Source organism: Streptococcus orisasini (assembly GCF_001431045.1).
Taxonomy (GTDB): Bacteria; Bacillota; Bacilli; order Lactobacillales; family Streptococcaceae; genus Streptococcus; species Streptococcus orisasini.
The window spans coordinates 20,306-38,449 of record NZ_BCLE01000041.1 but is presented as its reverse complement, the minus strand read 5'-3'; the positions used below and the strand labels follow the sequence as shown (position 1 = coordinate 38,449).

At 38.8% G+C, this 18,144-nt stretch carries 16 protein-coding genes and 1 pseudogene; all 17 read right to left on the bottom strand.

All coding sequences use genetic code 11. The features are described 5' to 3' along the window. Positions 1 to 2: 2 nt before the first annotated feature. Positions 3 to 424 (bottom strand): annotated as a pseudogene (locus SCSH_RS08910) (low molecular weight protein-tyrosine-phosphatase). Between the two features lie 27 nt (positions 425 to 451). Further along, the gene (gene ruvB, locus SCSH_RS08905) at positions 452 to 1,453 is read right to left on the bottom strand and encodes a Holliday junction branch migration DNA helicase RuvB (protein ID WP_057491566.1); all 1,002 of its coding nucleotides are present in this window, start codon (positions 1,451 to 1,453) and stop codon (positions 452 to 454) included. A 348-nt stretch (positions 1,454 to 1,801) separates the two neighbouring features. After that, on the bottom strand, positions 1,802 to 2,716 hold the full coding sequence (locus SCSH_RS08900; protein WP_057491564.1) for a helix-turn-helix domain-containing protein: 915 nt from the start codon (positions 2,714 to 2,716) through the stop codon (positions 1,802 to 1,804). Positions 2,717 to 2,948: 232 nt separating this feature from the next. Further along, on the bottom strand, positions 2,949 to 4,247 hold the full coding sequence (gene purB, locus SCSH_RS08895) for an adenylosuccinate lyase (RefSeq protein WP_057491562.1): 1,299 nt from the start codon (positions 4,245 to 4,247) through the stop codon (positions 2,949 to 2,951). A 448-nt stretch (positions 4,248 to 4,695) separates the two neighbouring features. Then, positions 4,696 to 5,643 (bottom strand): GyrI-like domain-containing protein, encoded by a 948-nt coding sequence (locus SCSH_RS10960; protein WP_082581969.1) that lies wholly within the window; start codon positions 5,641 to 5,643, stop codon positions 4,696 to 4,698. A 73-nt stretch (positions 5,644 to 5,716) separates the two neighbouring features. Beyond that, complete coding sequence (locus SCSH_RS08885) at positions 5,717 to 6,328, bottom strand: CPBP family intramembrane glutamic endopeptidase (protein ID WP_057491560.1); 612 nt, start codon at positions 6,326 to 6,328, stop codon at positions 5,717 to 5,719. A gap of 72 nt (positions 6,329 to 6,400) precedes the next feature. Next, positions 6,401 to 7,093 carry an aspartate/glutamate racemase family protein gene (locus SCSH_RS08880; RefSeq protein WP_057491558.1) on the bottom strand — a complete coding sequence of 231 codons (693 nt, stop codon included), beginning with the start codon at positions 7,091 to 7,093 and terminating at the stop codon, positions 6,401 to 6,403. A 62-nt stretch (positions 7,094 to 7,155) separates the two neighbouring features. Next, on the bottom strand, positions 7,156 to 8,196 hold the full coding sequence (locus SCSH_RS08875; RefSeq protein WP_057491556.1) for a hypothetical protein: 1,041 nt from the start codon (positions 8,194 to 8,196) through the stop codon (positions 7,156 to 7,158). After that, on the bottom strand, positions 8,197 to 9,288 hold the full coding sequence (gene purK, locus SCSH_RS08870; protein ID WP_057491554.1) for a 5-(carboxyamino)imidazole ribonucleotide synthase: 1,092 nt from the start codon (positions 9,286 to 9,288) through the stop codon (positions 8,197 to 8,199). It abuts the gene before it with no gap. Further along, positions 9,275 to 9,763, bottom strand: a complete 489-nt coding sequence (purE, locus tag SCSH_RS08865; RefSeq protein ID WP_057491552.1) for a 5-(carboxyamino)imidazole ribonucleotide mutase — start codon at positions 9,761 to 9,763, stop codon at positions 9,275 to 9,277. The genes purK and purE overlap by 14 nt, the downstream gene beginning before the upstream one ends. A gap of 290 nt (positions 9,764 to 10,053) precedes the next feature. Beyond that, on the bottom strand, positions 10,054 to 11,235 hold the full coding sequence (locus SCSH_RS08860; RefSeq protein WP_057491550.1) for an ATP-grasp domain-containing protein: 1,182 nt from the start codon (positions 11,233 to 11,235) through the stop codon (positions 10,054 to 10,056). Between the two features lie 59 nt (positions 11,236 to 11,294). Next, positions 11,295 to 12,554 carry a phosphoribosylamine--glycine ligase gene (purD, locus tag SCSH_RS08855; protein ID WP_057491548.1) on the bottom strand — a complete coding sequence of 420 codons (1,260 nt, stop codon included), beginning with the start codon at positions 12,552 to 12,554 and terminating at the stop codon, positions 11,295 to 11,297. 151 nt (positions 12,555 to 12,705) lie between these two features. Further along, positions 12,706 to 13,554, bottom strand: a complete 849-nt coding sequence (locus SCSH_RS08850; RefSeq protein WP_057491546.1) for a hypothetical protein — start codon at positions 13,552 to 13,554, stop codon at positions 12,706 to 12,708. Beyond that, positions 13,551 to 15,671, bottom strand: a complete 2,121-nt coding sequence (locus SCSH_RS08845) for an ATP-binding protein (RefSeq protein ID WP_057491544.1) — start codon at positions 15,669 to 15,671, stop codon at positions 13,551 to 13,553. Before SCSH_RS08845 ends, SCSH_RS08850 begins: the two co-directional genes overlap by 4 nt. A gap of 11 nt (positions 15,672 to 15,682) precedes the next feature. After that, positions 15,683 to 16,867, bottom strand: a complete 1,185-nt coding sequence (locus tag SCSH_RS08840; protein ID WP_057491542.1) for a DNA cytosine methyltransferase — start codon at positions 16,865 to 16,867, stop codon at positions 15,683 to 15,685. A gap of 601 nt (positions 16,868 to 17,468) precedes the next feature. Next, a complete protein-coding gene (locus SCSH_RS08835) occupies positions 17,469 to 17,732 on the bottom strand; it encodes a type II toxin-antitoxin system RelE family toxin (protein WP_057491540.1) in 264 nt (87 codons plus the stop codon). Continuing rightward, complete coding sequence (gene relB, locus SCSH_RS08830) at positions 17,729 to 17,944, bottom strand: type II toxin-antitoxin system RelB family antitoxin (RefSeq protein WP_057491538.1); 216 nt, start codon at positions 17,942 to 17,944, stop codon at positions 17,729 to 17,731. The genes SCSH_RS08835 and relB overlap by 4 nt, the downstream gene beginning before the upstream one ends. Positions 17,945 to 18,144 lie beyond the last annotated feature (200 nt).

Here is an 18,144-nt window from a genome sequence, read left to right as displayed (position 1 = left end):
AGCTAATTCATTTTTTCCAACCAAGCCTGACACCCTTTTTTAATCAAGCCGTAAGTTTCTTCAAAATCACCTGTATAATAAGGATCTGGCACTCCACCATCTATAAAAGAAAAATTTTATCATCAAATTGCCCCTGTGACAATCTCTTTAAATCACGAACATTTTCACGATCCATGCCAATAATCAAATCAAAGTAACGAAAATCGGCTTGGTTGATTTGCTGAGACTTTTTCGAAGGATCATAAGCAATATCGTATTTTTTGAAAATCTTCTGCGTTCCACGGTGAATTGGATTGCCGTGTTCCCAGCCAGAAGTAGCCCGACTGGCAATTTCAACAGTATCAGCAGCTGCAGCCTTCATGACAAATTCAGCCATAGGACTGCGGCAGATATTTCCCAAGCAGACAAAACAAACTTTCTTCATCTGTATTTCCTTTTTATCTTTAAACCGTCAGTGTTCTTTAGTATAATCATAACCCAAATGCTCATAGGCTTTGGCAGTTGCAACACGGCCGCTGCGGGTCCGTATAATAAAGCCTCTTTGGATAAGGTAAGGTTCGTACATGTCCTCAACTGTTTCTCGTTCTTCAGCAATATTGACCGACAGCGTCCCTAAACCAACAGGACCGCCGTGATACATCTCAATCATTGTTCTAAGAATCTTTTGGTCGATATAATCAAGACCTTCATGATCCACATCAAGCATAGTCAGAGCCTTATCGGTAATCTTCTCATCAATCAGGCCATCTCCCATAATCTGAGCATAATCACGTACACGTTTTAAAAGACGGTTGGCAATACGCGGAGTCCCGCGTGAACGTCTGGCCAATTCCAGAGAAGCTTGGTGGGTGATTTCCATCTCAAATATGTCCGCTGTTCGCTCCACAATCTCTGTTAAATCCGATTCCGTGTAATATTCCATATGCCCTGTAATTCCAAAGCGAGCCCGCAAAGGATTTGAGAGCATACCTGCCCGCGTTGTCGCTCCAATTAGCGTGAAAGGCGGTAAATCCAAATGCACACTGCGAGAAGTCTCACCAGCACCAATCATAATATCAATATAAAAATCTTCCATAGCACTGTAGAGAACTTCCTCTACTGCCATTGGCATGCGATGAATTTCGTCAATAAAAAGAACATCACCTGGTTCTAGCTCGTTGAGAACAGCCACCAAATCGCCAGCCTTTTCAACAGCCGGACCGCTGGTCTGCTTGAGATTGACTCCCAGCTCGTTAGCGATGACAAAAGCCATAGTTGTCTTTCCAAGCCCTGGAGGTCCAAAAAGCAACACATGATCTAGCGCTTCATCACGCTGTTTAGCTGCCTCAATAAAAATCTTCAGCTGATCTTTTACTTTATTTTGACCAATGTATTCCTGCAAATACTGAGGGCGCAAAGACCGTTCGGCAAATTCTTCATCACCCATAGGCGCATTATCTAAAATTCTAGTCATAGTTTAATTGTATCATCTTGCAGGCAAAAGAAAAAGACAAAAATAGGTCCTGTTCAAAAATTTAAAATTTCCCAAAAAAAAGAAAGACTTTTGCTGAGAGGGCAAAAATCTTTCTCCTTTTGACCATAAGGCCAACTAAATGCTTTCTGCTGCTTCACTCTGCTTTGAAAGCTGTGGCCTTAGGCTGATCAAAGAGCCTTATCTGAAAGTTTCAGATGTGTTTCCACATTAGAGTCCCCACCAGTCAAGAGCTCGTAAAATCGTTGAAAAAACTGCAGCCATATTGCTTCTCCTTTCTTTTTTGATGCTACTCATTATAAAGGATTGGAGAAGAAAAGAACAGGACATCTATGTCCTATTTTGGAAATCTTTCTGCCACTCTTTTTCTAATTTTTCTTTTAAGATTGAATTTTCAGTCAATTTAGCAAACAAGATAGCAGAATCATAGCTTTTTCTAGCTTCAATGTCATTTTTCTCTGCTAACAGACAATACTTCCACTCAAGCATACTGACAATCGGTTTCTTTTGGAAATCAGAGGTTTTCATCATGATATTATTGGCAACCGTGATTAATTTTTTAATGACATCATATTTTTCTAAAAGAAGGAGAATACCAAAGTTGTTTAACAGGACATTATTCAGCACAAACAAATCTTCTAAAGGAAGATGAGCGCTTTGCTTTAAAAGGAGATGCATCAGTTTATCATACTTATCTAAATCAAAAATATCTGGGCTGAGATCACTGATCGTTAAGCAGGAGAAGTAGAGATCAATAATGATTAAATCGTTAAGCTGATAACGTTTCCGCATCAGAATCTGGTCAAAATAATCATTTAAAATGCCAACTCCAAAATCGATATTCTCACTGAAATGAACATCCAGTTTAGATTGAAGGGCATCAACAACCAGCTGCTCTTCCTCGGGCAAAATATCATAAAAATGATTAAAGATCTCATCAAAATAAGCCTCCCTTTCAGCCAGCTTTTCCTGATCGCCATAGGTCGGTGTTCTCAACAGCAGATACTTTAATTTCTTATAACGGTTGGGCAGATCGATACCCTTCCCATCAGTCAAATAATCAAGTGTCACTCCCAGACGCTCAGCAATATAAACAGCCTTTCTGAGAGTAGGCACTGACTGCCCTGACTCAATCCTTGTCAGCTGCCGCATGGACAGCTCGGATTCATCCTGACAGAAAACTTCCTTGGTTAGTCCCTTTTCTAACCGCAGATGTTTTACTCTTTCCCCAAAATCTTCTAACATAAAATCTCTTTCTCAATTTTTTAACATTTTATCATAAGTTTATAATATAGTAAATTTTTCTGATGTTTCATTTATATTATGAAATGATTAGAAGTTCGTACTCAGTGCTTATTTGCCAACATCTCTCAAACCACGGCAATGCTTGCTGCAGCCTGTAGAATTAAAAACAAGAGCAGAACTACTCGCATGGTTGCTGAGCAATCATACAAGTAGTTCTACTCTCTTACGGTTATTAATCCTTTAATCCGATTCTTTCAAAAATTTCATCCACACGCTTAGTATAATAGGCAGGATTGAAGATTTCGTCGATTTCTTCTTGGGTCAGGCGGGAAGTGACTTCTGGATCTGCTTCCAGCAGCGGTTTGAAGTCTACTTGATTGTCCCAAGACTGCGCGGTCTTAGGCTGGACAAGGTCATAAGCCTCTTCGCGGGTCATACCTTTTTCGATCAAGGTCAGCATAGCGCGCTGACTGAAGATAAGACCAAAGGTAGAGCCCATGTTGCGCTTCATGTTTTCTGGGAAGACCGTCAGGTTCTTGACGATATTGCCAAAGCGGTTGAGCATGTAGTCAATGAGAATGGTCGTATCAGGCGCGATAATACGCTCAGCCGATGAGTGAGAAATATCACGTTCGTGCCAGAGGGACACATTTTCATAAGCTGTCACCATGTGCCCGCGGATAACACGCGCAAGGCCCGTCATGTTTTCAGAGCCAATTGGATTGCGCTTATGGGGCATAGCTGAGCTGCCCTTTTGACCTTTGGCAAAGAATTCTTCCACCTCACGCTGTTCAGACTTTTGCAGACCGCGGATTTCTGTCGCCATGCGTTCGATTGATGTGGCAATGCTGGCAAGCACCGCAAAGTATTCAGCGTGCAGGTCACGCGGTAAAACTTGGGTTGAAATTTCTTGCGGACGAATACCTAATTTATCACAGACATATTTTTCCACAAAGGGCGGAATATTGGCAAAGTTCCCGACAGCACCAGAGATTTTCCCAGCTTCCACACCAGCGGCAGCATGTTCAAAACGCTCGATATTACGCTTCATTTCACTGTACCAAGTCGCAAGTTTGAGACCGAAAGTCGTAGGCTCCGCATGGACACCGTGGGTACGCCCCATCATGATGGTGAACTTGTGCTCCTTAGCCTTATCAGCAATGATAGTCAGGAAATTGTCTAAATCCTTGCGGATAATGGCATTAGCCTGCTTGTAAAGGTAGCCGTAAGCCGTGTCTACCACATCTGTCGAGGTCAAGCCAAAGTGCACCCACTTGCGCTCCTCACCCAACGTCTCAGAAACCGCGCGGGTAAAGGCCACCACATCGTGGCGGGTTTGCTGCTCAATCTCCAAAATGCGGTCAACATCAAAATCCGCCTTCTCACGAATCTTGGCCACATCTGCCTTGGGAATCTCACCCAGCTCAGCCCAGGCCTCATCAGCGAGGATTTCCACCTCCAACCAAGCACGGTACTTGTTTTCTTCTGTCCAAATGTTTGCCATCTCAGGGCGTGAATAACGTGTTAGCATTTGTTTTAAACTCCTTTGGCTTTCAGCCAGATTTCTAATTTATTTTTTGCCCTAATAGGCAGGTTTTCTTTTTTTATGATACTTTTCTTAGGTAGTGGGGTCGCTAGCAACTTCCTACGGGATTTCATAGCTAAATCAAAAGCCTAGGGTCTTTTGATTTTCCCCGAGTGACTTCGTCACTCTTTTCACTACAGCGAAAAGTATCGCTTATAGCTCACTTCGTTCGCTTAATTTTCTGTTTTTCTCCGCATTTTTCGTTCGTGCTTAATTCAAGGACAACGTTCCTTCTTTTTCTATATTTTATTTGATAACTGATGTTTCACTTAAGTGGGGCGGACACCGGCAAACCTTCGGTTTCATGGCTAATTGTTGAACCTAAAGTCTCAACAATTCCGTCGCTTACGGCTCTCCCCACGGCGTGAAACATCGTAATCGTATAGGGGTATATCTAAAAGTTATTAAGCGCATCTTCTAGCTCTTCTTCTGAGTATCCAAACGTATAATCTTCATCTTTCCCACTAGAGGCCCAAATATCCGCAGCATCATACACATCCAACGTTTCATCTTCATAATCATCAAGTTCATCAAAGTCATCGAATTCAACGACTTCCTTAAATCGCTCACCTCTATGATATGGTCCGACATATTTTTGAGTGGGACCATTTTTAGTATGATAGGTTTGATAATGCCCACTTACTATATGATCTTCTGGAGACTTGCGTTCACTCCTAACTGCATCTACAACACTTTCATCTCCCTCGAAACCATCCATTAATGTATCTTCAAGATCTATATCATCGTTTTCCTCATTATTGAAGACAGGTAGTTCACAATTGCTTTGAGATTTATTTATAACTATCTCTGTTATTGCAGCCACTGCCGTTGCAACAATCAATCCTATTGCTACTTTAACACTTGGCTTTTCCCAAAGTTTTGCAGCTTTCCATTTAAGTTTTTCAATTTTTGTTTTTTCATTTAAGATAGGGATTAAGATATTCATTGAAAAATCAGAACTAGTCTTTTCTTGTCGTCCATATAGTTCAATATTTTTTTCTGATGCTAAATTAAAGGCAGAGAACGCAAACTTCCATCCTTCAATAACTGACTGCTCTAACGGTCCAGTTAATAACAACCTTACATAACGCCCTTTTGGCATAGTTATTATATCGTAATCAGATAAGTCATCATCTGAATCATAGCCTTGAATACATATACTATACGTAAATTCTTCATTTTCATTTGGAAGAGTTTTTATTACAAGCGGGTTTTCAAGATAATTTTTTTCCTTAGTATAAAATTCATTCCAAATTACTGAAAAATCTGTCTCTGAATTACATTCCCAAGAATAGCCATAATATGTTTGCTCTTCTCTTTCCTCAATTTTGTATTGAACCATATAGCCTCCTGTCAATTTACAATCTTATTCCTAATTCACCACAACGAACTCATTTTATTCAACAATATTTCAACTAAATTACCATAAACGCAGCACATATGCCTGAAAAAATATTAGCTGCCGCATGAATAATCCAACTTGGAATAATGGAACCTTGAGCCTTGTTTTCGTTGATATAGCCCATTCCATAAGCAATAGCAAACGTAAACACTGTAACCATCATTGTGGAACCAATATCCAGCACCTTTAAAAACATGAAACCATGTATCAAAGCAAAAAACAAGGACTGGATGGTATTAGCCAAAGGAAAGGCCAGTTTTTGCATAAGACGCTTCAATAAGAATCCTCTAAAAAACAATTCTTCCGGCAAAGCGGTATTAAATATTCCATAAATCAGAATAGCAGGCAGAATCTTAAAACCACCGCCTCGAAAAACGGTTGTCGCCATTGACACTCCCTTTAAGCGGAATAAAATAAAGAGAGAAATGAGCAAAAATAATACTGTCATCACCAGTAGGGGCACAAAGACTTGTTTAAAATCATGTTTGCTGACTTTTTTAAAGCCTAGCCAGTCTAGAAAAGGAGAGTGTTTTCTTTCTATAGCAAACCAATAAATAAATGGAATGATAGCAAATAATACTATTTCTAAAAAGCTGCTGATGACTTTTGAAATGAATAGTTCCATGTGTTAACCTCCTGATACCTATCATACCATTTCAGCACCTGCTGTCAAAATGGTCACAGGTCTCTTTCTAATTTATTCATTCACCGCTAATCGTGCGGCTTTTTCCGCATGTATAGCTGTTGTGTCATAGAGGGGGAGATCTGTATCTGCTTGTTTAACCAAAAGACCAATCTCTGTACATCCTAGGATAACGGCTTGGGCACCAACCTTTTTCAAATCATCAATGATAGCAAGGTAGGTTTGCTTGGAGCTGTCTTTGATGATTCCCAGACACAGCTCATCATAGATGATCCGGTTGACTTCGGCAATGCCAGCTTGGTCTGGAATCAGCACCTCAAGCCCTGCTTCAAGCAGTTTATCCTTATAAAAATCTTGGGTCATGGTGTACTTGGTGCCCAAAAGACCGACTTTTTGAATGCCATTTTCAAGCAAAGCCTCAGCAGTCGCCTGCGCAATGTGCAGGATAGGAATGGTAATTTTTTCCTGAATCTGCGGAGCGACCTTGTGCATGGTATTGGTGCAAATAACAATGAAGTCGGCACCAGCCTGCTCCAGCTTCTGAGCAATTTGGCTCAGCACTTCCGCACTCTTAGCCCAGTCGCCGCTGGCTTGATAGTGCTCAATCTCCGCAAAATCAACACTGTAAAGTAGAATTTTAGCCGAATGCAGACCGCCAAGCTCCTTTTTGATTGTTTCGTTGATGAGCTGATAATAAGTGGTCGTACTCTCCCAGCTCATGCCGCCGATAAGACCGATTGTTTTCATGTTTGTTCTCCGATTAGGGTGATTAGGTTGAATAACGATCTCCATGCTCCTTTCTATTTTGTTTACTTTTTAGTATTTACTTTATCAAGAACTTTTTTAGCAACATTTTCCTTTAAATTTTTATTTATCCACTCTTCTTTATGAGATTTCAAGTAAATCTGCCAAATAATTAATAGAAAAATACTAAAAAATAAAATTCCAGAAGTAATGTAAAATCTTATAATAGAATTATAATTATAAAAGCAAAAAATGCTTATCCCCCAAGACACCTCAATAGATGTTAAAAATAATTTTAAAATTTTTACTTTATTTAATATTTCTGGTTTCACATCCTCGTCAGTAATGTTAACACTAGGACTTATTAATCCAATTATATTCTGAGGTTTTGAGAACCAAATTATAAGAAGTCCAACACCAGCAATAATTGGATAAGAATTTTTATCAATCTTTGAAAAAATGATAAAGAGTACTGCTGGAAGTATCAGGAATCCGATCTTTAACAATATCCGGAAAAATTTATTTTTTACAGGGATATCAATATTTTGATATTTTTTAGGGATAAACAGATTTAGAAAATAGGATAATCCAAGAGTTTGTAATATTGGTATAGCTAGTCTTGCATTTGATTTAAAACTAACTATCATTTTCTGATAATTTTCACTATAGTATCTTATCATGTCTGTTAATTCAGCAATAGTAGTATTATCAGGAGAGAAATGAGTTATAATAACTGTAAGAGCCAAAAATGTAGATCCGAACCAAAAAATTGTAGCCAATAAAAATGAGAAGATTATGTAAATTAATATTAATGGTAATAGAATTCTCTTTTCTTTAACCAATGCAACAATTCTTTTTACAAATTTAATTAACAATACTATATTAATTACAAACATTCCAAAAGGTATTGTGAGATTTGAGAGTGGTATATAGCTTAAAACTAGACTAAAAATAGCAAACACTAAACTGTTGATCAAAAACGGCAATAGATAAGCAAATGCATATCCCATCCCTATTATATGTTCAGAGTCTATCGTTCTACTCTTAAAAAAAGCCCTAAATCTCCCAAAAATAGTTGAACCATATTCCCTTACTCTTAATTTCACTTAAAATTCCACTCCTTCCCCAAACTCCCTCACCTCATCTGGTTTATCACTAAACACCGTCACATGGCCCATTTTGCGGTTGTGCTTGGCTTCTGATTTGCCATATAGGTGGAGGTGAGCGCTAGGTTTTTTGGAGACGTATTCTTCTGCTTGCTGGACGTGCTGGCCAAGGACGTTGAGCATGACGGCTGGAGCATGGAGATGGATTTGAGGAAGGGGCGCGCCGAGCACGCCTAAGATATGAGTGTCAAACTGGGAAAAATCGCAGGCTTCGATGGAATAGTGCCCTGAGTTGTGAGGGCGCGGGGCGATTTCGTTTACAATGATATCATCGGCTGTCGCAAACATTTCCACGCAGAGAGTGCCTGAGAGATTGAGTTTTTTAGCAATTTGTACTGCCATGCTCTTGGCCTTCTCAGCCAATTGCTCTGAGATACGGGCAGGCACAATGGTTTTTGAGAGGATGTTGTTGCGGTGGATATTTTCCTGAACAGGGAAAACCGTCACGTCCTTGCCATTGCCCGACACGATAACCGAGATTTCAAGGTCAAAGTCCACAAACTCTTCCAAGACACACTCAGCAGCGTTAACTAATTGGCTAGCGCCAGCTAAATCGTTCTGTGATTTAATGACGACTTGACCGTGACCATCGTAACCCCCTGTGGCTGTTTTCAAGACGTAAGTCTTGCTCAAGTCCAAATCTTCTAAATCCAGACTGGAAGTCACCACCTTATAAGGAGCGACTGTCACGCCGGCCTTGTTGGCGAGGAAATCTTTTTCAAAGATACGGTTTTGCGAAATGCGCAGCAAGTCAGTCCCCTGTGGCAGCTGACCAGCCTTGATGACCGCGTCCAGTCCGTCGGCATCAACATTCTCAAACTCATAGGTGAGTACATCACAGCGCGCAGCCAGTTGACGCAAAGCGTCCACATCATCGTAAGGCGCCACAATCATCTCAGACACGCGTGAGGCAGGACAGTCCGCCGTCGGATCCAGCGTTACTACCTTGTGCCCCATGTAAATAGCGGAAATGGCCATCATCTGACCCAGCTGACCGCCGCCAATAATACCAATGGTTTTAGTTGAGCTCATCCGTTGACGCCTCCGCGATTTTCCCTTGTTCCTCTGCAAAATCTGCAAGCAGCTTTGCCAAATTCTGATCTTCAATCGAGAGAATTCGCAGGGCAGTAAGAGCAGCATTAGTAGCTCCCGCTTCTCCAATGGCCATAGTTGCCACAGGTACGCCGCCCGGCATTTGCACGATAGAGTAAAGCGAGTCTAATCCTGAGAGGGCGCGCGATTTGACAGGCACACCGATAACAGGCAGCGTTGTTTTGGCTGCTACCATACCCGGCAAGTGCGCTGCACCGCCAGCACCTGCAATGATAACCTTAATGCCGCGGTCGCGTGCTTCTTCAGCGTGTTTGAACATGAGGTCTGGTGTGCGGTGAGCAGAGACCACTTTTTTCTCATAAGCCACACCGAATTTGTCCAAAACCTCGGCAGTTTTTTGCATAGTGGCCCAGTCGGATTTTGAGCCCATGATAATAGAAATAATTGGTTTCATAATAAGATACAAAGGGACGTTTCGGTTTACCGAAAATTTCCGTAGAAGTAAAATAATCCAGTGGATTATTTTAGCCTTGAGCCTTACAACCCAAATGCGAGAGGGAAAACTAACGACGACGCTTGCGTCTAGGCAGTTTTATCTTTTTTCCTAGGAAATTAGTCCCGTGTTCAATTCCTTTCGTTTTTTATGTTATAGCGATTTTTTGTTATTTGCGAAAATCCCGTAGAAAAGAATAAGTAAACTAACGGAATGTTCCTTTTTCTCTTTGAATAAACGGAATCTTTTACTCAAAGATTTTTTAGGGTGGCTGCTTCTACACTGTAATGTTTAACAGTATTATTGACCAGTTTTGTGACACTTCTAGGATTTATCAATAATCGGATTGTAATAATGGCAAGAGGAATAAAACTCAAAAAGTCTTTCCAAGCTGGTGTTAACACCTCCTCACTATCACTTTTTAAAAGCCAGTGCCCTATGGTTTGTAACATCTTTCTCCTGCTCTTGGTTCTTTCAGCAGTGCCAATTATCAATGCCAACAAACTGTGTGTTTTTACTCCAGACTTTCCTATACAGATATCAGGCTGAGAGCAGCTGCCATTGCTTAATTCTATCATCATTTTCGGGAAATTAACCCCCGCTTTATAAGCATTAGCAGGTTCAACCATTCTGGGATTGCACTCTATATAATAAAACTGATGATGAACACGTATAAAATCCAAGGTTAGACTTCCATGCCATTTTAAATAACTTCCTAACTTTTCAACATGTTTTTTCGTTATTTCAGATTCTATACTTAATCTAGCAGCAGCTGAACCACCAGCACCAGATGCAACCTTTATACTAGAATGAACTGCAAGTAATTTCCCGTGATTAAATATTGCTTGAACTTGCCCATATTCTCCTTTTATATCTTGCTGAACCATCCATTTTTCATCATTGGCCAATAAAACGCTCGCGGCTCTGGCCAAATCTTCTTTATTTGTAATTTTATAAACCGAACGTCCAGCAGTGCCATGGTCTGCCTTTAGCCAATAAGGATAGGGAAATGAAATAGATTCTAGTTTTTCCACACGCTCCCATTTAGGAATCGGCAAAGTTAACTGGTCTGAAATTTCAGCAAAAGCGATCTTCCCAGCTAACTTTTCAAATTGTTCCTTATCAGCAAGCGCTACTGGCAAACGAGTTGGCAAAAACTTCTTCCCACTCGCCAATAACCAACCTTCTTCATGTGTTGGCAAAATAGCCACATAATTTTTTTGATGAAGCAGCTGATTAACTTGTTTCAAATAATCTACAGGAAAACGATTCACATCAACTGTCGGAATTCTATGAGTGAGTCGACTGAATCTTGCAATAGAAAACTTATCAGGAGACAGGACATCAACTTTGTAGCCTTCTTTTAGCAATACTGTTAGAGTCTCTCTTGAAGTTAAGCTAGAACCTTCTAAAAATAGCAGTCTATTTTTCATTTTTCAAACACCAAAATTTTATATTCAAGCCTCATGCGTCAATATTTAATACACCTGAATTATAAAGCTTTGCTGCCGATATCATGTCGGTAAAAGAGGCCCGCTGTTTCTTGTTCGGCAAGTTTGCTGTAAATTTTTTCCTGACAAGCTTTGACCGTGTCTGCTGTGGTAACAAGCATGTAGACACGTCCGCCGTTTGACAAGAGCAGCTCGCCATTTTCCGCAAACTTAGCCCCTGCATAATAAGTGATGATATCGCCGTCAGTCTTAGCTGGCAGCTCCACACCCTTGTCATAGGCTAAGGGATAGCCGTTTGATGCAACGACCACGCCAAGGGTCACACCCGCGTCTAGCCAAGTGATGTCAGGCTCCTTACCAGCCAAAATGTCCGTGATGTTCTGCGCAAAATCAGACGTCAAACGCGGCAGGATAATCTGCGTTTCGGGGTCACCAAAGCGCGCGTTAAACTCAATGACCTTGGGACCATCAGCGGTCAGGATTAAGCCGCAGTAGAGCACGCCCAGATAAGGCCGTCCTTCTTTAATCATGCCCTCAAGCACAGGCTTGACGATGGTTTCCACCGCCGTGTCCACCACGCTTTGAGGCAGGTGCGGCACCGGTGCATAAGCCCCCATACCGCCTGTATTTGGCCCCTTATCGCCGTCGTAGGCCCGTTTGTGATCCTGAGCTGTCGGCAGGATGTAAAACTTATCGCCGTTGACCAAGGCAAAGAGGGAGAACTCCTCACCGTCCAGAAACTCTTCGATAACCACGCGCGCACCCGAATCACCAAACTTATTGTCCAAAAGCATCTCGCGCGCCGCTTCTACAGCCTGTTCCACAGTTTCTGCCACGACGACACCCTTGCCCAGCGCCAAACCATCAGCCTTGATGACGATTGGTGCGCCCTGCTTTTCGATATAAGCCTTGGCTTCTTCAAAGTCGGTAAATGTGCCATAGGCTGCTGTCGGAACATCGTATTTGACCATGATTTCCTTGGCAAAATCTTTGGACCACTCCAGCTCCGCCGCTAATTTTGACGGTCCGAAAGCTTTAAGCCCAGCTTGGTTAAAATCATCAACGATGCCAGCTGCTAAGGCATCATCAGGACCAATAAAAGTCCAGGCAATATCATTGCTCTTTGCAAAATCAATCAAAGCAGAATGTTCGGAAATTCCGATATTTACAATTTCCAAACCATCCAACGTCATCCCGTCATTGCCGGGCGCCACAAAGACCTGCTCAACCTGCGGAGACTCCAACAACTTCCTCGCAATCGCATGCTCACGACCGCCAGAACCAACAACCAAAAGTTTCATAGCTAAGATACCTCAATATAAAGAAAACGTCTGGAAAAATTCCCAAAAACTGAGTTTATTTTGTGAAATACAGATATTTCACGAATTATATAGGATTATTATAACAAAAAAGTTCGCATCTATAAAGAAAGATGCGAACTTATATTTTAGTCTAAGATTTAATTTTTAATAATTTTTTCACCATATCCACTACTTCAAGTAAATTACAACGTTCTTCATCCAAGTTACTTTCACTAATAGTAAAAGAGTCGCCTTGTTTTTCAGAAATTGACTTTATGTAATATCCACTATTGCTGTCATAATCCTCTATTACATGAGCTAGTGCATTTCTCCTATCTACAAGAATTAACCAATTATCTTTAATTTTTTTTAATTTATCATAACAAGACGGGTTAGATCTTTGAATGTTACTTAAGTTTAGTTTTTTAAAAAAATAACTTTTCACTAGTTCTTTATAAGGCTTATCTGTGGGGTATTCGGTACAAAGTTTTCGAAGATGATATTCTAATTCTGCATTTTCATACATATACTGACCACGTAGGGCATTAAGTTCATCCCATCTACACAGAATAACCTCAATTGCGTCCTTAAAATTTTGTTCTATCAGTCTATTCCCACTAACCGAGAAGAAAGTAAAATTAGAGAAGGTGAAATTAGGAGTTGCTGGTAATTTAAAGTAATCAATCACATCCTTTTTTAGATCACTATTTGATTTATTTGAATACAATATTACAAATTGTTTATATCCCCTACTTTTCCTTATTTCATCTAAATATGTTAACCCTGTTTCATCTTGTTCTAAATTAAAATCAGAAATAAAAAAATCTATTCTATTATCTTCTTCCAACGCTTGTTTTGCCTCATCAAAAGTTTTTTTAAAAATAAAATTAGATATATATCCTTTTTCTTTTAAAATATTTTCAACTACATTAACCCTTTTTTTATGAGCACCTGCCTTAAGATCATCCTCAAGCCAAACAATATTAATATTTTTTCTCACACTTTTTCTCCAAATCCTATTCTAAAATCTACAAACTCCCCTGATTGATTTATAGTAATTTTCCATCCGAATTCTTCACAAATTTCTCGACATAAATACATGCCAATACCTGTACCTACCGCTTTAGATGTAACTCCTAAATTAAAAATAGAATCAATGGGATCGATTGGAATCGGACCAGTATTAGAAATAAAGTGAAATGCTTTGTCATTTTCTTCAAAGTAAATATTAATTTCTGCATCTCTACGTAGCTCTTCTGCATTTAATAGAAGATTATCTAGTATTACTCCAAAATCGTAAATATTAACATCTTTATATACCGGTTTCCCACTTATCAAAATTGATATCTTCGCATTTGATTCTTCAGAAGCAATATCAAAGTAATCAGTTAAATATTGTTTTATATCTATTCTGATTGTATCTCCAAGTGATTGATTATTAACACGTAATATTTGTGTTTTTATTGAGGTTAGCCTATCTGCATATCTCCTGAGTTTAGCAACTTGCTCTAGAATACTATGCTTTATTGGATCTTCTAGTTCAGCTATGAGATCAATAATTACATCGATAGAATCATCTAAGTCTCCTCCTACTTTGCCAAGTTCATGAAAAAGTAACTCTTGTCTTGCTGGTTTATTTTTTTCAAGAACTGCTTCTTTTACTGTAATCTCATTTTTTAGCCTTAAATTTTCTCTAGATACTTGCTCCCTCTCTCTTTTTACCTCACGATTCTCTTTTGTTAACTCGACCGTAGCTTGTTTTAAATTTTTTTGAATCTCTTTTTTCTCAGAAATACTGGTAGTTTCATCATCTAACAAATCAAACTTTTTATTTAAAGGTTGAGCAGTTTTAGGTAATTGATAATATCTAGGAACTGTTGTAAATTTGTATTTTTTAAATCGACTTGTTAATTTTTCAACAGCTTCATTATCGTCTGTTTGAATATCATCTATATCACTATTACCAAATTTAACTAACTGGACATAAGATTCCAACGGCCGTTGAATAAACTCCATATATAATTCTTCAAATGCGATTGTATAAGCATTAGTCACAAATCCTCTGTCACGTGATGTCACCTCATTAAAGTGATTTTCTGAGTCTGTAATATTTATCCAACCCAACAATTCACGATGTCCTAAATAACGATTATATCCTTGAGTTTTTCTCAAGTTTAATCCAAAAGAGTCATAATCAACCTCTCCATACGGAAATATACGAAAATTGTTTTTATAAAGAAAAATAGAACCATAATCTTTGGCACGAACTTTCATAATTCTATAAAAATTATTTTTTGCTGCCGTCCCCATATAATATATTTTAAAATAAATATTCTTAAGTATTGTTGTATTTTCAATATCAAAAGAATAAATTGTCTTTTCTTTGTCAAAAAGCGTGACACTGACTTCTCTTTCTTTAACTTCGCACTCTATGTAAATTGTTTTCTTATCTAGTACCGTAGCAATGTTATTACTAACATCCCTATCTATTTCTGCGATTCCTGTAGCTGTGGAGAAGTACTGAACATTGATTTTTATTTTTCCATCGTCAATAAAAGGATTCACTAATCGTTGGAGTGCTGAAAACACTTTTTCAACACGGTCTTTCGACCAATCATCACGTAACCCTGTAATCTTTAAAAGAGTCCCCGATTCCGCTTCAAATACATTTTCAACTTCTGAACCTGACCGATAATCAACTTCCATCTTCTCAAATTCATCCAGAGAATTTTTCTCGAACTCTCCCCAATCTATGGTGAGTTCGCTTAGCTCATTATTTTTTTTACTTAATAAAGTTAGTTTACTCCCCAATCGGTCACAAGAAAACCTGCCAATTCCCTTTGAACCAGCATAGACACGATCGCTATCTTTCTTTTCAGAATGTGCTACAAATAACCACTTATTTTCGATATCATGTCGGTTCATACCTTTCCCATTATCCTGAATGATAATGGAATTTTCATGACTATTGATAATAAGATTAATTTCAGTGGCATCAGCATCATATCCATTTTTGACCAATTCAAAAATAGCAACTAATTCGTTAGTAATAAGATCCCGTCCTAGTATATCTTTCAAACCAGAACTTACCTTGAAGTGTAATTTTTCTGATTCCATAAACATCTCCTTTAGTTTTGGAAATTAAGAATAACATTTCCCACCTGCTCAGCAAACAATGGAGGGACTGCGTTTGCTACTTGCGTATATCGTGGAACATCTTTTTTTCGACGTTCTCCACCCGTTGTATAAGGTCCTTTAAATTCATAATCATCTGGAAAACTTTGAATTCTAGCATGCTCTCGAACAGTCATAATCCTTGGTTCTGAGTAATGTACATAGTCATCTGGAATAGAAGTAATCGTATTGCAAATAGAATCTCCTTTCAATGGGGTAACTCCACGCTTTTTCAAACCTTCAACTAAATTCATTCCTGGAGTAATTCTAATAGCCTTATTACTGGCATCCATAAGGCGTTCAAATAATTCTACTGTCTCTTTTTTATGTTTTACAAACCTATGACTATCTGGAAGAGAATCTTTTTTTATATTTGTGCGCATTAATCGTTGATAATTTGAATTGACTTGTCCATAAACTCCGTTTGTAAAACGCTTTGTATCTGGACTCTCTACTTCACCTTGACTTTTAGTTAAGTCTCCTATTGCTTGAGAAATCGTTATTGGTACTCTTAAATTTTTACTTAGCAAAAAATTATTAGTATTTTCAACAAGAGCCTCAAAAAAAGTTTGACTATCATTACTATTTCTGGATGCAAATAAGATGAATCTTTTTCTTTTTTGAGGAACTCCAAAATCAGACATTGTAATCATCCGAAAATTTACAGTATATCCTAAGTTTTGAAGATCCTCCACCAAAATTGCTGAATAATTCTTGACTTCCTTACTGTTCTTAAAATCAACAGTAAAACCTTGAACATTTTCAAAGAATAGCATCTTTGGCTGTATAATTTCAACAAATTTTATATAAGCATGCATTAATTGATTCCTTATATCATTGTTCTGACGTTTTCCAGCCATCGAGAATCCTTGACAAGGTGGCCCACCAACAATCAAATCCACACTATTTGAGAGAATTTCTAACTCATTTTTGTGAACTGTTAACAGCTCATTAATGTCCCAATTCTTCATTTCAAGCCACTCTGGCCAATTAAAATGATTCTTGTTGTCAATAAGATTATATTTCAAGGTTTCAAATGCATCTTGATTCTTTTCAACAGCAAAGATTCCATGTAAGCCAGAATTAAATAATCCCAGAGATAAACCACCGGAACCCGCAAATAAGTCTATATAATTCATTGATACATCCTTTAAATCATTAATCATCTTTATTATAACATTTTATAATAGTCTTTCTACATATTAATACTCAAAAAAGCAAGCCTCTCAGCTTGCTTCCAAATAACTATATAAAAAATGTCCGCCTTGTCACATCAGAGAGAGGTGGGCGGTCCTATTAAGATTATTCTACTAAAGTTAATTAAGGTTTGTCAAGATTGAGATGCTTATTGCACAACAAATGCATGAAACCATCTAGCTCACTTCTTGTATCTATATTTCCTATGTCCGCTGCTGACAGCTACAATGATTAGCTCCTCATTTTCGATAGGGCATAGGAGAGCGTGGAAACAATAGTCAGCTAGACTTCTTGCAAAACAAAAGAAGACTGATTGCTCAGCCTTCTTTTTAGGAGATTTACGGTAGTCGTAGACCTTTAGGTCGTACGAATACCTATGCAACAGCTACTTCAATCTTAAACGCTGAAAGCGTGAGAGGATTGTTAGTAGCCACTGCTATGAAAAAGAAAAGTTTTAGGAGTCCTATTGCTAGGATGACTATAGTATAGTCACTCTTGCTTAAGCGAGGCTTAAAGAAGTCTTGTAAGAAGCTTAAAAATCATTTAATAAATTTCTCGACGATGGCCAACTGAAAAGACTTCTATCACAATTTCGTCGTCAAGGATATTAGCAAGAATCCGATAGTTTCCAACACGGTAACGCCACTCGCCTGAGTGATTAGCTATCAGTCCTTTTCCATGATGGCGGGGATTGTCTGTGTGATAAAGATTTTTCTTAATCCAAGACAAAATCATCTTCCTGGTGAAGGCATCCATTTTTTTCAGCTGTTTATCCGCTTTTGAGGTGATAACAATTCGGTATTTCATATGTCAAATTCCTCAAAAACATCTTCAATCGGAATCCTCACGCCATCGTCTTCAGCCATGGCCTGACGGAGAAGCTGCAAATCATATTCGTCCTCAATTTTTTCCAGCATAGACTGTCTGGCAAACTCAGAAATTGTCAATCCATGTAATTGAATGTATTTTTTGATCAACTCTCCATCTTGGTCGTTGATTCTCAAAGTCATTGTTGTCATGTTTATTCTCCTTGAATACATTGTATTTACACCTATTATAATCCGCTCATTTGTTTTTGTCAAAAGACTCCTTTCTCTTTTCTATTCGTAAAAAGCACCCCAACTTTTTCAGCTGGGGCGCTTTTGCTAGTTAACAAAGACATGAAGTAAGGGATGCTGCACATTCAAGTAAAGACCTGCTGGACAACCCGGCAGGTCAT